The sequence below is a fragment of the Leucobacter luti genome (genome assembly GCF_019464495.1).
GTDB classification, from domain to species: domain Bacteria; phylum Actinomycetota; class Actinomycetes; order Actinomycetales; family Microbacteriaceae; genus Leucobacter; species Leucobacter luti_A.
Window position 1 is genome coordinate 2,448,739 of the sequence record NZ_CP080492.1, and the last position, 14,033, is coordinate 2,462,771.

Consider the following 14,033-nt stretch of genomic DNA (forward strand, 5'->3'; position numbering starts at 1 on the left):
CTCGCGCCGACTGGCCGCTACTGGAGCAGCTCGGCGACGGAGGTCAGAACCTCGTCAGGCCGGAAGGGGAAGCGTTCGATCTCGGCCGCGTCAGCGATTCCGGTCATCACGAGCACGGTGTGCAGCCCAGCCTCCATGCCGGCCACAATGTCGGTGTCCATGCGGTCGCCGATCATGCCGGTGTTGTGTGAGTGCGCGCCGATCTTGTTCAGCGCCGAGCGGAACATCATCGGATTTGGCTTCCCCACGATGTACGGCTCCATGCCGGTTGCCTTCGTGATGAGCGCGTTGATTGCGCCGGTCGCGGGCATCGGGCCGTCCTGGCTGGGGCCCGTCGCATCAGGATTGGTTGAGATGAAGCGCGCGCCCCTACTGATAAGCCGGATCGCTTTCGTGATCGCCTCAAACGAGTAGTTGCGCGTCTCGCCGATCACCACGAAGTCCGGGTCGGTCTCCGTCATGACGTATCCGGCATCGTGCAGCGCGGTGAGGATCCCGGCTTCACCGATGACGAATGCGGTGCCACCTGGCTTCTGCTGTTTCAGGAACGCAGCCGTTGCGAGCGCGCTCGTCCAAATCCGATCCTCCGGGACGTCAATCCCAGAGCTCGAGAGCCGCGCGCTGAGATCCCGCGCGGTGAAGATCGAGTTGTTCGTGAGCACGAGATAGGGCATCTCTTGCTCGCGCCAGTGCTCGAGCAACTCGGCTGCCCCGGGAATTGCCCGGTTCTCATGGACGAGCACGCCGTCCATGTCGGTGAGCCAGCACTCGATGTCGCCGCGACGGGGGTGGATCGCTCTCTCGGTCATGCCCTCAGCGTAGTCCGCGCACGTTAACGGAAGGTTGCCCACGCCGCGCGGCGCCGCGAGATGTCCGGCGGGCGGATCGCGAAGTGGGGCACGCGGGGCGGGGACCCGGGGACCCGGGGCTCTGATAAGGACGGCCTCGCCCCTCGCCCCTCGCCCCTCGCCCCTCGCGCCCGCCGCGCCGTGTTCCCCGGCCCACCCGCGCGCATGCTCCGCTTCTTAGACCGCGCGTCCCACGAGCTCCGGCACCGCACTCAACAGTTCCAGAGTGTATGGATTCTCCGGCGCGGTCCACACACGCTCAGTCGGGCCCTGCTCGACGAACTTTCCAGCTCGCATCACAGCGGTGTGGTCGGCAATGGTCGCGACGACGGCGAGATCGTGTGAAATGATCACCATCCCAATCTGCAGATCATCGACGAGCTTGCGCAGCAGTGAGCCGACGTGCTTTTGCGAGGACGCGTCCAACGCGGAGATCGGCTCGTCTGCCACAATGACGCGCGGCCTCGTGAGGAGCGCCTTCGCGATCGCGATGCGTTGCCGCTGCCCGCCGGAGAGGGCGTGCGGGTAGCGATCCCGGAGCGTGGGATCGAGGCCCACCCGCTCGAGCACGTCGGTGATCTCGGCGAGGCGCGCTTCGGAGGTGCCACGCTCGCCCCGTGCCCGCGCCGCTGCGTTCCACACTTCTTCGAGCTGTTGCACGATCCTGCGGCGTGGGTTGAGTGAGGCGTAGGGATCCTGAAACACCATCTGGAGCGGGATCAACTGGCTGGCGCGACGCTTGAGTGGCAGCGGCGAGACCTCATTGCCCAGAAAGCGAATGGATCCGCTGCTGAGCTTGTTGATTCCGACCAGCGCCCGTGCGAGCGACGATTTTCCGCAGCCACTCTCACCAACGATGCCCAGGATCTCCCCGGGACGCACGGTCAGGCCGACTCCCTGGACGGCGATGAACCGTCCTTTCCCCTTGATGCGATAGCTCACGACCGCATCCTGGACTTCCAGCAGGGGTTCCGCGGATGTGACAGCTGTGCTGAGTGTTGCAGCGGTCATGAGTGAATCTCCTTGGGAAGGGGCCAGGGGACCTGCGGGACGGCGTCAAGCAGCACGCGCGTGTAGGGATGCTGGGGATTACGGAACACCGAATCGGCCTGACCAGCTTCGACGATTTCCCCGTTGCGGAACACGTTAAGGCGGTCCGCGATCGAGCTGAGCATCGCGAGGTCGTGGGTCACGAAGATGATGCCCATGCCGCTCTCGCGGCGGAGCTCATCGAGGAGCGCGATGATCCCGGTGCGGATATTGGCGTCGAGCGCGGTCGTGGGTTCGTCGGCGATCAATAGTTTGGGGCCGCACGCGAGCGCAATCGCAATGGACACGCGCTGCTTCATGCCGCCAGACAGCTGGTGCGCATACTGACCGAGGAGCCGCTTGGGCTCCCGCAAGTGCACGCGTTCCAAGAGCTCGATCGCGCGTGCTTCCGCCTGCGCCTTCCTCAGACCGAGGTGCAGGCGCAGGTGATCGGTGAGCTGTTCCCCGAGTTTGAGCATCGGGTGGAGGCTCGAGGATGGATCCTGCAGCACCATGGCGATTTCGCGCCCGCGTGTGCGCTCCCACTCGCGGCGGCTCTGTGTCAAGAGTTCGCGGCCGTTGAACACGAGGGACCCGGATGCGGAGAGGCCGTCGGGCAAGAGGCCGAGGAGGCTGAGACCGGTGAGCGTCTTTCCGGAGCCACTTTCGCCGACGACGCCGACGACTTCGCCGGCTTCCACAGTGAACGACACATCGGAAACGAGCGGGTCGCCCAGGCCGCTGCTGCGTTGGATGCGAAGGCGGTCAATACTCAGGAGCGTCATGCGGCGCCTCCGCTCTCAGTGAGACGTGGTTCGAGGTTGTCACGAATTGCGTCGCCGATGATGTTGAACGCCAGCACGACCGTGACGATGGCGATGCCCGGCGCGATAGCCAGCCACCACTGGTCGAAGTACTGCACTGCGCCCGAGATCATCGAACCCCACTCCGGGGCAGGAGGAACAGCACCGAGCCCCAGGAACGACAGGCCTGCGAGAAACAGGATCGCTGAGCCGATGTCGAGCATCGCGAGCACGAGAACTGACCCGCTGACCGCTGGGAGAAGATCGACGAAGATCGAACGGAAGGGGCCGACTCCCGAGAGTCGGTTGGAGAGCACGAACTCCGATTCGCGCAGGGCGAGCACTATCGATCGGACCGCGCGTGCGTACGCGGGCCACCAGCTGACTGCCGCGGCAATCACCGCATTCTGGATGCTCGGGCCGAGCGCTGCGGCGATCGCCATGGCGAGAATGATGCCAGGAAATGCGAACACCAGGTCAGCGATGCGCATCAAGACTTCATCGATCCAGCCGCCGAAGAATCCGGCGATGAGCCCGATCGTTGTACCGATGAGTGCGGCGGCGGCGACGATCATGAGACCGTTCGGAACCGACGTGCGTGCGGCAGCCAGCGTGCGGCTGAGATTGTCGCGACCGAGCGCGTCAGTTCCGAGCAGGAAATTCCCGTCGGGTGCGGTGAGCGCGGGGCCCACGGTCGCGAGTGGATCATACGGGGTGAGGGCCGGGATGAGGATCATCACGAGCCAGCCCAGGAGTACGACCCCTGAGGCGACCATCGTGGGAGTGCGTAGCCACTTGGGGATACGCCGGCGCGGATCGCGAGCCTGGGGGGCGGCGATCATCGAGATCACGTCTGTGCGGCTCATTGGATCCGGATCCTTGGGTCGAATGCCGAGGCGAGAATGTCGGCGAGGAAATTGACGGCGAGGAAAATCACCGCGATCACCACGGAGATGCCAGTGATGGCAGTGATGTCGAGGTTCGTGGCGGACCGGTAGGCGTACTGGCCGAGGCCGCCCCAGGCGAAGATCTGCTCGACATACACGGTTGCGGCGAGGAGAAAACCAAACGAGAGCGCGGTGACCGTGATGATCGGGCTTGATGCACTCCGTACCGCGTAGCGCATCAGCACGCGAGTGCTGGGGAGGCCTTTCACGCGCGCGGCCTTGACCGCGTCCGTGTTGAGACCGTCGAGGACCGCACTGCGGGTGAAGCGCAGCACCATGCCGAGGTTTGACAGTGCCAGGACGGTGGCAGGCAGGATGAGGTGGCTGATCGCGGATCCCCACGCCGCAAAGTCTCCGACGAGAAGCGCGTCTATTGTGTAGAAGCCGGTCACCGTCGGTGGTGGGGTGACGCTGGCATCGAGCCGCCCGCTCCCCGGCAACCATCCGAGCTGCCGGAAGAAGACGGTCGAGCCAACGAGCGCAATCCAGTAGGTCGGCAGGCTGACGCCAAGGAGTGAGATCAGGCGCGCGACCTGATCCGGCCACCGATTGCGTGCGTTGGCTGCGATGATCCCGAGCGAGACACCGATGAGCACGGACAGCACCGTGGCCCACACCACCAGTTCCAGCGTCGCCGGCGCGTACTTGGCGAGATCTGCTGCGATCGGTTGCCCAGTCTGCTGCGAGATGCCGAGATCGCCGCGCACGAGGCCGCCGAGGTAGCGCAGATACTGCTCCCAAATCGGCAGATTCAGGCCAAACTTCTCGCGGAAGGCCGCGACAGCCTCGGGGTTGGCGAGCGCCTGCTGGCTGAGATTCGCGGTCTCCGGCCGAAGCGGGACGATCACTCCGAGCCCGAACGAGACGATCGTGATGCCGAACAGGGTAATCAAGGAAGTGCCCAGGCGGCGCAGGATGAATCGGCCGTAGCCGTTCCCGCCGCCCTTCTCCGGGGCGGACGTTGTCGCGTCCGCCCCGGTTTCAGAGAGTGTGTGAGTCACGGTGCTGATATCCGAACGCTTAGCGGATTTGTGAGAGGTTGATCGACGCGAGCGGATCGTGGCTGACGTGCTCGACTGACGAGGAAGCGACCAGGAAGAACGACGGCTCGAGCAGGTACGCGAACGGCGCCTCCTCATTCATAGCCGCGTTCCACGCCGTGAACGCTTCGCCACGGGCCTCGCCCGTGGCGACTCGAGCGGTTTCAGCAAGCGCGGCGACCTCGGGCGCGGCCTCCGCGGGCCAGTGCACGCGGGTTCCGATGAGATCGCCCGGCGCAAACACGAGAACATCCGAGGGGTCGGCCGTGTCCGGCGGCCAGGACCACAGCGCCATTTCCGTATCGCCATCGACATACCGCTGCAGCGAGGTCGAGGTCGGTGTGGGACTGAGCGTCACCTTCAGGCCGATCGCGTTGAGCTGAGTCTGGATCCCCTGCGCGAGGACGTTGTAGTCGATTCCTGCGAGACGCGTGTAGTCGTTTGCGTAGTCGAGGGTCACCTCGGTGCCGGTCTTGCCCGCATCAGCCAGGATCTTCTTCGCTGCGGCAGGGTCTGATTTCGGGCCCTTCCCTGAGGGCAGTGCGCCGCTCATCATCGAGGGGATAATGCCGGTGGCCTCGACTGCGCCAGCGCCGACGATCGTGCGCAGCCCCTCGTAATCGATGCCGGCCTTGATCGCTTTGACGACGTCGGGATCGGCCGTTGCTGCGCCCTCCTTCTGAGAGAGTGCGAGGTACAGCACCTCGGGGGAGCTGGAGGACTGTACCTTCAGGGTGTCCGACGCCATGCCCTCTGCGGTGCGACCCGGGATGTCCAGGGCGATCTGGCTGTCGCCGCCCTCGAGGTTGGCCTTTTGCTGCTGAGCGTTGTTGACGTTGCGCAGCACGATGCGGTCGTATGCGGCTGCCTCGCCCCAATACTCCTCGTTCTTCACGAGCACGATTTGCGAGTTCGTGTCGTAGCTGTCGAGCGTGTACGGGCCACTGCCGGCACCGTTGCCGGGTTCGGTAAAGAGATTGCCAGCAGTGTCGGTCTCCGCTGCATCGGCTGCGTCAGTGCCGCCTGCTGCGCGCACGGTTTCGTCATCGACGACGGCGAGCGGCGGTGCCGTGAGAGTGTGCTCTATGTAGGGCATGGGGTTCTCAGTGGTGAGCTTCACGGTGGTCGGATCGACCTCGGTGACGGTGATGCCCTCCATGCGGTACGCGGGGCTGGCCGCCAGGTTCTTCAGGCGGTTGAAGGAGAATGCGACGTCGGCCGCGGTGACGGGGCTCCCGTTGGCAAACGTTGCGTCGTCTCGCAGGGTGATGGTGAACTCGGTCGAAGTCTCGTTCGCCGTGAGTGACTTGGCGAGCAGGGGCTGTGGCTCTGCAACGTTGTCGATGTAGGTGAACAGGGTCTCGTAGAGCCCGCTTGCGGCGATCGAATCAGTGACCTGGAATAGTGTGGCCGGATCGATGGATTGCGCGGTGAACGCTTGATCGATCACGAGGGTTCCCGTTTTGGCTGCCGCGGTTCCGCCCGTGCTCGATTGGGCTCCCGTCGCACAACCTGTGACGGCGAGCGCCGCCGCAAGGACGAGCGCGGAGGCCCCGGCGGCCCTCCGAGGTGACTTCGATGTCATATCGCAGTTCCTTTCAGTGTGTGGTGACTGTGGTTGCACCACACCAGGTGAGGACATGCGACCTCACTGTCGGGTAGGGTGTCAACTATATCGTGACAACTGCAACTTATTTGAGAAGCAGTGAGAGCGATATTACCGGTGTTGTCAGTCGCGTCAAGTGCGTGATGGAGAATCTTTGTCACTCAGCGCAAGTGTGCGTGATGGGGAAAGCCGGGGAATTCTGAGTTGACAGATCGAATGACGGTGGATAGTTTCGTGTCACGCAATGCGCAACTATGTCACCGTATAGATGACATTGAATGGAGAACAAGGTGGATCCGATCACGGAAACGAGTGGCACTGCACCACTGACCTCGAACCTCAAGATGCTGCGCTTGCTCGAGGAGATCTCAAAGACTGACGCCCCATTCGGGGTCTCGGAAATTGCGCGTCGAGTGGGAGGGTCGCGGTCAATGGTGCACCGGCAGCTCGTCACACTCGTTGCGGCCGGGTGGCTGAGCGCGAATTCGCAGGGCTCATACTCGCTCACGTTCTCGCCGGTTCGGCTCGGTCAAGCCGCGCTGCGTCACGCCAGCGTCGACGTGCGCATCGCCGAAGAGCTCACACGACTCGCAGGAGAGCTGGGCGAGGGCGTCTCCCTCGGCACACTCGACGGCGACGCCGTGACCATTGTTGGCCGAGGGCTTCCGCCCCGCAACGTGCACGTCTCGCTCAAACACGGTCAGCGGTTTGGAATCGGCGGGAGCGCACTCGGCTCGGTGCTGTTGAGCTACCTCCCCGAGGCCGAAACCGCGCGCCTGCGCGACATCGACGATGAGCTTCCGAGCGAGGCCGAATGCGCGCGCGTGCGGGCCGACGGGTTCGCGGTGCTCGTGGACAGCGACTATGACCCCATCGAGATCATCGCCGTTCCCGTCGGACGCTCGACGGGACGCGTGCGATTCGCACTCTCCGCGCACTGGCCGCAGGGGCGCACGAAGCCGGACCACGTGCTTTCACTGTTAGAGGCCGGCGCCAGAACCATCGAAGACCTCACCGAGCAGAGCGCCGGAATTCTCCTTACCTGACCACCTTCCCCTTCACAAAGGAGTGCTGATGACCACCATCCCGCCGATTGCTCCGGTGCCACGCCGGATCCTCGATCCAGACCTGTTGCTGCAGCCTGAGCGGCTGCAGTCACTGCCCGCGAGCCGAATTTCGGCGGGACGGACGCTGCTCGAAAAGATGCAGCGTGAAGCCTGGACGTTCGAGCGGGTGCACTTCGATATCAACGATCGTGCCGAGGGCGAGGCGCTCTACCGGGTGCATGCGACGGGCGATTGGGTGTTCGATTTTGTGGTCTACAGCTTCGAGCCGAGGCTCGACGGGCGAACCGGTCGGATTACCGGGCAGAACTGGGACATGATGGGCGCGCTCATCGAGGGCCCCACCACTGCGGTGGATCGCGAGACAACACGGACCGAACTCCCCAAACTGTATGCGGGGCGTGCAGCGCCGGGAACCCTGACGTGGGCGAGATCCAACCGGAGCTTTCGCGCATTCAACCACGCGGTCTCCGCGCTGGCCGCGGGTGAGCAGCCCGATATCGAAGCGCTGTGGGAGGTCGGGTACCTCATGCGGAACACCGGACTCGACGGCAACGGAACATTCTTGACGAGATCGTTCCTGACACTTGAGACCGATCACCCGCTGCGGCTCCCGCTGCACGCGCAATTGCTGTCGGCGTTCATCATGCGCGAGTTCGCGGCTGACCTCGTCGAAGCGATGGCAGCGCACCAGAGCCCAAGCGCGGTGCCCCTCGCGCGGGAGGTCCGTCGAATGGTGGGGATTGGCAACGGCTCTGCGCTCGGGCTGCTGTTCTTCGTGAACACGCATCCGATGCTCATCGGCACCTGGCTGGAACAACGCCAGACACTGCTCGCCGAAGCCTGCCAGATCGAGCTTCAGGCGGGTGGAGATGCCTGTGAGGAGTATCGTGGGATCCTCGTCCGCGCCGCAGAATTCTCCCGCGTGGACCCATATGTGTATTCCCGGTTCGAGGATCCACATCTGGTGGCCGAGCACTTGGACCGCGCGATCGCCGAACTGGATCAGCTCGCAGCCCAGGGGGCAACGACGGGTGCGGCGCTACTGAATCTGCTCGATGGAGTGGTGAGCGATGAGGCGTGGGAACTGGTCGCCGCGAATCTGCTCGAGCTGCTTCCCTACGAACGCGTGGTCGCTGCGATTGAGGGCGGGATTCGATCGGAGCAGTTCATCTGCGAACCGACGATGCCCCTGGCCGAGCTCCGTGAGATTCTGGACCGCGACTACCGCTGGGCACTCGAGACCGATATGTCGGCGCCCGGTGCGCGGAGCTTCGTCTGGTACAAATCCGCGGACGCCGAAGAGCCGCGGCGGGGCCTCGCCTCGGAAGTGGTCGGAGGACGCAACTGGGCTCTCGATCTCCCGAGTGACGTGCAGGCCGTCGCACGGGCGCTCGCTGCTGCAGGCAGTGAGGTCGCAACGGTGGGCGAGCTCCTCCGGCAGTTCCCTGAGCTGCGCGCCGCCATCGAGCGGATCCAATCACTGCGCGATTTCCGCTACCACTCACCGCACATGAACATGCTGTCGGACGAGTTTGTGCCGGTGTCCATCGTGCGCTTCATGAACTCTGCAGTGCACGGCCTATTGCGCACGGTGGACGAGGGCGACGACCGCAACGTCCTCGGACTGATCTACCTGGGTGCCCCGACTGCCGCGGACATCAACGAGGGCATTGCCGTCGAAACCCGCTACCCACAGATGCCAGCTCTTCCGATTGGAGCCACCCGATGACGACACAGATGCGCGCTTCCGCACGCGAAATGCGACACATGGTGGGCCGATACCTGCACGCTCGCAACTGCCCCGGATATGCCGTGAACGCGGTTCGTGACGCCATCATGGCGGCGCAGGCCGAGGGCTATGACGCCGTGAGCTATATGGAAGATGTCCGAGAGCACTATGCGGGAGCACGGACGTCATTCGTGGCCGAGCTCCAGGGGGATGAGATCGTGCTTGATGGTGCCAATACACCCGCCCCGCTGCTCGCCCCAGCGCTCATCGACGAACTCGCGCTCGCGGTCGCAGCCGGCGCACGCAGCGTTCGGGTGCACAAGGTGCCCGGTGTGACGCTCTTCGCGGCGCTCTCAGAGTACGCAGCCGTACGCGGGGTCTCCGTGACGCTCACCCGTATCGCTGACGACGCTGCGACGATTGCAGCCTCTGCCGTGCCGCCCCTTGCGACGGACCCGGCTGCGCTCGCCGCAGGGCCCGCGATGCAGAGAATTCTGCGGGACGGGTATGAAATGGATGCCGATCAATTCTGGCGCCTGTTCCACGAGTCGAACGAGGCACTGACTCCGGATTCGGAGCTTTCTCGCCGGCACGCTGGCACGCAGATCTACGACGCCGATGGGAACCTGCTCGGCGAGGCCAGCGAAGAGGTCTACCAGCATCTGCGAAGCGCCTCGGGTACCCCGGATTCGGCGGTGTTCGCATGAGCGCGGGTTCCGGCGCTACCGGCGTGATCGACGGACTCCAGTGCGGCCGCTACGACGCGGCCCTCCTGTCTCAGATGCGAGACAGCGGAGTGCGGGCGGTGACGATCACTGCGTCATTCTGGGAAGACGCGATGGAAACCATGGACGCCCTCACCCGCTGGAACGACACCGTGCGCAACGCTCCCGATGTGGCGCTGATCGCGCGCACCGGAGCAGACATTGACGAGGCAGTTGCTTCGAACCGAATCGCCATTGTCCTCGGGACGCAAAACTCATCGCTGTTCAACGACCGGATCGGCTTCGTGGAACACTTCTGGAACATGGGCGTGCGCATCGTCCAACTCACCTACAACATCCAAAACGCGGTGGGCTCCTCGTGTTACGAGCCGCATGACTCGGGGCTCTCTCGGTTCGGGCACGAGATCGTGGAGGAGATGAATCGGGTTGGCATGTTGGTTGACCTTTCACACGTCGGCGAGCGTACCTCGCTTGAGGCCATCATCGCTTCCAGCAGACCGGTGATCATCAATCACGCGAACGCACGGTCGATTTATGACCACGCTCGCAACAAGGGGACCGAAGTGCTCGACGCGCTGGTTGCACGCGGCGGGGTACTGGGGGTTTGCACGTACAACAACATCGCAGGGGACTACGCGGCAACCCTCGACGGGTCTGCGGAACTCATCGCGAAGCACGTTGAGTTGCTCGGCGTCGATCATGTCGCCTATGGCTCTGACCTGGATCCGAACGCACCCGCTGACAACATCCCCTGGATGCGACAGGGGCGGTGGAGCCGGAAAACGCAGCATGGTGCGTCCCGCCCCGATCTGGCACCGCCGCCCGAGGCGTGGATTGACAACTTCGATTTCCACAAATTCGGCGCCGTCCGGGATCGCATCGTCGAACGCGGACTCCTCACCTCGGATGAGGCTGAACAGGTCTTCTACGGCAATTGGAAACGTGTGTACGACGAAGGATTTGTGCCGCTGGATGCTCAATCAGGGGCCGGGAACGGGGCAGAGAAGTGAGCGCCGTTCTGCGGGTGCCAGAGCCCACGGCCGGCGCGCTTTCGGCTGACGTCACCGTGATTGGTGAGACCGCCTACGTCACGGTGATCCCCGTAGACGACAGCGGCGTGCTTGCGGAGGGAATCGAGGCCCAATCGGAGCTCGTCATCGACTCACTCGAGACCGAACTGGAGCGGGTGGGAGCGGGGCTGGGAGACATTGCCCACCTCACCATCTACTTGCGCGACCTCAGCACGACGCGTGCCGTCTTCAACGAGGTGTACGCACGCAGGTTTGGCGCCGCCGTGCCCGTGCGATGCGCCGTCGGCGTTGCAGAGCTGGCACGCCCGTCAATGCTCGTGGAGCTCACCGCAATCGCGGCGGTGCCAGCGGCCGCCTAGCCTGATGTTGTCGCCCGGTCTCTTGTCCGGGCGACAACATCAGGCTCCGGCGCTCACAGGAGCTCTGCGTGGGAGGATGGACACATGCATGAACGCGCCGGCACCCTTGCCCGTCCTGACGACCTGATTGACGTCGCAGCACTCCTGTTGGCCTACGCAGAGACGGTGCCGGATCCCGCGATTGCCGCGCAGCGGGTCGTATTCGGTACCTCCGGACACCGCGGCTCAGCCTTCACCGGGGCCTTCACCGAGCCGCACATCGCGGCAATCAGCGCAGCCATCGCTGAGTATCGTGCGGAGCAGGGGATCAGCGGTCCGCTGTTCATCGGCGCGGACACGCATCCGCTCTCAGTGCCAGCCGAGCGCACCGCGGTCGAGGTGCTCCTCGCCGCCGGAGTCGACGTCCGCGCGGCGGCCGGCGACGGCGACGATTGGTTCGTACCCACTCCTGCCCTGAGCCACGCAATCCTGGCGCACAACCGTGGCCTCGCGGCGGATGACCCATCCCGCGCAGACGGAATCGTGGTGACTCCGAGCCACAACCCGCCTGCCGACGGCGGGTTCAAATACAATCCACCGCATGGCGGCCCGGCCGACACCGACGCCACGAACTGGATCGCAGCGCGTGCGAATGAGCTGCTCGCGAGCGGGACCCCCAACATTCCGCGCGCAACGCGCGAAGCGGTGGCCGCGGCCCCCCGCTTCGATTTTCTCGGGGGATACATCGAATGCCTAAACGAGGTGATCGATCTGGCAGCGATCCGGGACGCTGGTGTTTCCTTCGCAGCCCACCCCCTTGGCGGGGCGAGCGTTGCCTACTGGGCCGCGATTCGAGACCGGCTCGGGATCGATGTAACGGTGCTCGGCGACGGCGTGGATCCGCGCTGGGGGTTTATGCATCTCGATTGGGACGGCAAGATCCGAATGGATCCGTCGTCTGCGCATGTGATGAGCACCGTGAGTGCGTTCCGGGACGAGTATGCGCTGATTACGGGCAATGACGCTGACGCGGACCGGCACGGAATTGTGACCGCAGACGGGCTGATGAACCCGAACCACTACCTCGCCGTCGCGATCGACTACCTCCTCAGGCATCGGCCAGAGTGGCCGGAGTCTGCAGGGGTGGGCAAGACGCTCGTGTCCTCGGGCATGATCGACCGAGTGGTGGCGTCTCACCGGCGTGAATTGCTCGAGGTTCCGGTGGGGTTCAAGTGGTTCGTGCCCGGCCTCGCGGACGGCACGGTCGTGTTTGGCGGCGAGGAGAGCGCTGGTGCTTCGTTCCAGCGCTTCGATGGGAGTGCGTGGAGCACGGACAAAGACGGGATTCTGCTGGCGCTGCTTGCTGCGGAGATCCAGGCGGTCACGGGGCAATCGCCGTCTGAGCGCTACCGTGAGCTCGTTGCCGAGTTTGGGGAGCCGAGTTACGCGCGGATCGACGCCGCGGCGTCACCTGAGCAGAAGGCCAGGCTTGGCGCGCTTGCTCCGAGTGATGTGACCGCGACGGAGCTGGCGGGGGATCCGATCACAGCGATCCTGACCCGCGCTCCCGGCAATGATGCTGCGATCGGCGGATTGAAAGTACAGACCGCGCACGCGTGGTTCGCTGCCCGTCCCTCCGGCACTGAGGACGTTATGAAGATCTATGCGGAATCCTTCCGTGGTCCCGAACACCTCGCGCTCGTGCAGGAGGAGGCGCAGGCGCTGGTCGCTCGCGTGCTGGGGTAAGGGCGCCGCTGCGGGGCGTGGCTGGCGCGACGGGTCCGGAGCGCGGTACCCACCCGCAGTGGCGCGGCTTATCCGGTCGCTTCCACCCTCGCGGTACCCTGGTGAGCATGTCACAGAGTCCCGCACCCGTCCGCCGATACTCCTATCTCGGGCCAGCGGGAACCTTTACGGAGGCGGCCCTGAAACAGGTGCCTGAAGCTGTGGGTCAGGACTGGAACCCGGTCGACAATCTCGGCGCAGCCCTCGAAGAGGTTGTTTCTGGGCGCAGCCACGCGGCGATGATCGCAATCGAGAATTCGATTGACGGCGGGGTGACGGTCGCGCAGGACGCGCTCGCTACCATCCCCGGGCTGCGCATCGTGGGTGAATACCTGGTGCCGGTGAGCTTCGTCCTCGTAGCGCGCCCGGGGACTCGCCTTGAGGATGTCACAGTCGTGTCCGGGCACCCAGTCGCGTATGGGCAGTGCCGCACTTGGCTGGACGCACACACGACACAGCATCGGCACCTCATTGCCTCCTCGAACGTGCAGTCGGCGGCGGATCTCTTTGACCCTGAGAAGGGGATCGACGCAGCGATCGCCCCGCCTGGAATTGACGAGCACTATGACGTTGACGTGCTTGCGGACGGGCTCGCGGAGAACCCCGACGCGGTGACGCGTTTCGTGCTCGTGAGCCGGATCGTGCCAGTGTCAGAGCCCAGCGGCGCAGACAAGACGTCGCTGATCGTTGAGCTGCCGGAGGATCGCTCTGGTGCGCTGCTTGACCTGCTGGAACAGTTCGCCACACGTGGCGTGAACCTGACGCTCCTTGCGTCCCGTCCGATCGGCGATCGGATGGGGCGGTACCGCTTCGTCATCGACGCTGAGGGGCATGTGAAAGACGCGCGTGTGGCCGATGCGCTGCTCGGGGTGAAGCGCTTCAGCCCCAACGTTGTGTTCTTGGGCTCCTACCCGCGCGCAGATCGCGTAGTCGCGACGACCCGCGCCGCCCACGATGACGACGCATTCCGCGACGCCCGCGACTGGCTGCGTGGGATCATCTCAGGCGAAGACGCGTAGCGTTCGGCGCTGCGTTGCTGCGGTGCGCTGAGGCGCGGGGCACTCTCGCTTGAGGTACCACCGCTC

At 64.6% G+C, this 14,033-nt stretch carries 13 protein-coding genes; 7 read left to right on the top strand and 6 right to left on the bottom strand.

Annotated elements, in window-relative coordinates:
- Positions 1-17: 17 nt before the first annotated feature.
- The 6 genes from K1X41_RS10940 to K1X41_RS10965 all read right to left on the bottom strand — a co-directional run bounded on the left by K1X41_RS10940 (position 18) and on the right by K1X41_RS10965 (position 6,252).
- Positions 18-809 carry an HAD-IIA family hydrolase gene (locus K1X41_RS10940; RefSeq protein WP_132201394.1) on the bottom strand — a complete coding sequence of 264 codons (792 nt, stop codon included), beginning with the start codon at positions 807-809 and terminating at the stop codon, positions 18-20.
- A gap of 216 nt (positions 810-1,025) precedes the next feature.
- Complete coding sequence (locus K1X41_RS10945) at positions 1,026-1,859, bottom strand: ABC transporter ATP-binding protein (RefSeq protein WP_220174623.1); 834 nt, start codon at positions 1,857-1,859, stop codon at positions 1,026-1,028.
- Positions 1,856-2,662, bottom strand: a complete 807-nt coding sequence (locus K1X41_RS10950) for an ABC transporter ATP-binding protein (protein WP_132201398.1) — start codon at positions 2,660-2,662, stop codon at positions 1,856-1,858. The genes K1X41_RS10945 and K1X41_RS10950 overlap by 4 nt, the downstream gene beginning before the upstream one ends.
- Positions 2,659-3,546, bottom strand: a complete 888-nt coding sequence (locus K1X41_RS10955; RefSeq protein WP_132201400.1) for an ABC transporter permease — start codon at positions 3,544-3,546, stop codon at positions 2,659-2,661. The genes K1X41_RS10950 and K1X41_RS10955 overlap by 4 nt, the downstream gene beginning before the upstream one ends.
- Positions 3,543-4,628, bottom strand: coding sequence for an ABC transporter permease (locus K1X41_RS10960; protein ID WP_133615421.1), 1,086 nt, complete (start codon positions 4,626-4,628; stop codon positions 3,543-3,545). The genes K1X41_RS10955 and K1X41_RS10960 overlap by 4 nt, the downstream gene beginning before the upstream one ends.
- Positions 4,629-4,647: 19 nt before the next feature.
- Positions 4,648-6,252, bottom strand: coding sequence for an ABC transporter substrate-binding protein (locus tag K1X41_RS10965; protein ID WP_220174624.1), 1,605 nt, complete (start codon positions 6,250-6,252; stop codon positions 4,648-4,650).
- 299 nt (positions 6,253-6,551) lie between these two features.
- Between K1X41_RS10965 and K1X41_RS10970 the strand changes: the two genes are divergently transcribed.
- The 7 genes from K1X41_RS10970 (at position 6,552) to pheA (ending at position 13,967) form a co-directional block, all read left to right on the top strand.
- A complete protein-coding gene (locus tag K1X41_RS10970; RefSeq protein ID WP_132201406.1) occupies positions 6,552-7,319 on the top strand; it encodes an IclR family transcriptional regulator in 768 nt (255 codons plus the stop codon).
- A 28-nt stretch (positions 7,320-7,347) separates the two neighbouring features.
- Positions 7,348-9,069, top strand: coding sequence for a hypothetical protein (locus K1X41_RS10975; RefSeq protein ID WP_220174625.1), 1,722 nt, complete (start codon positions 7,348-7,350; stop codon positions 9,067-9,069).
- Complete coding sequence (locus K1X41_RS10980; RefSeq protein WP_220174626.1) at positions 9,066-9,776, top strand: hypothetical protein; 711 nt, start codon at positions 9,066-9,068, stop codon at positions 9,774-9,776. Before K1X41_RS10975 ends, K1X41_RS10980 begins: the two co-directional genes overlap by 4 nt.
- Positions 9,773-10,804: a dipeptidase gene (locus tag K1X41_RS10985; RefSeq protein WP_220174627.1), complete on the top strand. Its 1,032-nt coding sequence runs from the start codon at positions 9,773-9,775 to the stop codon at positions 10,802-10,804. The genes K1X41_RS10980 and K1X41_RS10985 overlap by 4 nt, the downstream gene beginning before the upstream one ends.
- The gene (locus tag K1X41_RS10990) at positions 10,801-11,184 is read left to right on the top strand and encodes a RidA family protein (RefSeq protein ID WP_166644214.1); all 384 of its coding nucleotides are present in this window, start codon (positions 10,801-10,803) and stop codon (positions 11,182-11,184) included. Before K1X41_RS10985 ends, K1X41_RS10990 begins: the two co-directional genes overlap by 4 nt.
- An 84-nt stretch (positions 11,185-11,268) precedes the next feature.
- The gene (gene pgm, locus K1X41_RS10995; RefSeq protein ID WP_220174628.1) at positions 11,269-12,909 is read left to right on the top strand and encodes a phosphoglucomutase (alpha-D-glucose-1,6-bisphosphate-dependent); all 1,641 of its coding nucleotides are present in this window, start codon (positions 11,269-11,271) and stop codon (positions 12,907-12,909) included.
- Positions 12,910-13,016: 107 nt separating this feature from the next.
- On the top strand, positions 13,017-13,967 hold the full coding sequence (gene pheA / locus K1X41_RS11000) for a prephenate dehydratase (protein ID WP_220174629.1): 951 nt from the start codon (positions 13,017-13,019) through the stop codon (positions 13,965-13,967).
- Positions 13,968-14,033 lie beyond the last annotated feature (66 nt).

Excerpts from the sequence above, each read along its gene's own strand:
- pheA (WP_220174629.1), top strand. The coding sequence starts at position 13,017 with ATGTCACAGAGTCCCGCACCCGTCCGCCGATACTCCTATCTCGGGCCA.
- K1X41_RS10980 (WP_220174626.1), top strand. The coding sequence starts at position 9,066 with ATGACGACACAGATGCGCGCTTCCGCACGCGAAATGCGACACATGGTG.
- K1X41_RS10955 (WP_132201400.1), bottom strand. The coding sequence starts at position 3,546 with ATGAGCCGCACAGACGTGATCTCGATGATCGCCGCCCCCCAGGCTCGC.
- pgm (WP_220174628.1), top strand. The coding sequence starts at position 11,269 with ATGCATGAACGCGCCGGCACCCTTGCCCGTCCTGACGACCTGATTGAC.
- K1X41_RS10985 (WP_220174627.1), top strand. The coding sequence starts at position 9,773 with ATGAGCGCGGGTTCCGGCGCTACCGGCGTGATCGACGGACTCCAGTGC.
- K1X41_RS10965 (WP_220174624.1), bottom strand. The coding sequence starts at position 6,252 with ATGACATCGAAGTCACCTCGGAGGGCCGCCGGGGCCTCCGCGCTCGTC.
- K1X41_RS10970 (WP_132201406.1), top strand. The coding sequence starts at position 6,552 with ATGGAGAACAAGGTGGATCCGATCACGGAAACGAGTGGCACTGCACCA.
- K1X41_RS10975 (WP_220174625.1), top strand. The coding sequence starts at position 7,348 with ATGACCACCATCCCGCCGATTGCTCCGGTGCCACGCCGGATCCTCGAT.
- K1X41_RS10940 (WP_132201394.1), bottom strand. The coding sequence starts at position 809 with ATGACCGAGAGAGCGATCCACCCCCGTCGCGGCGACATCGAGTGCTGG.
- K1X41_RS10945 (WP_220174623.1), bottom strand. The coding sequence starts at position 1,859 with ATGACCGCTGCAACACTCAGCACAGCTGTCACATCCGCGGAACCCCTG.
- K1X41_RS10950 (WP_132201398.1), bottom strand. The coding sequence starts at position 2,662 with ATGACGCTCCTGAGTATTGACCGCCTTCGCATCCAACGCAGCAGCGGC.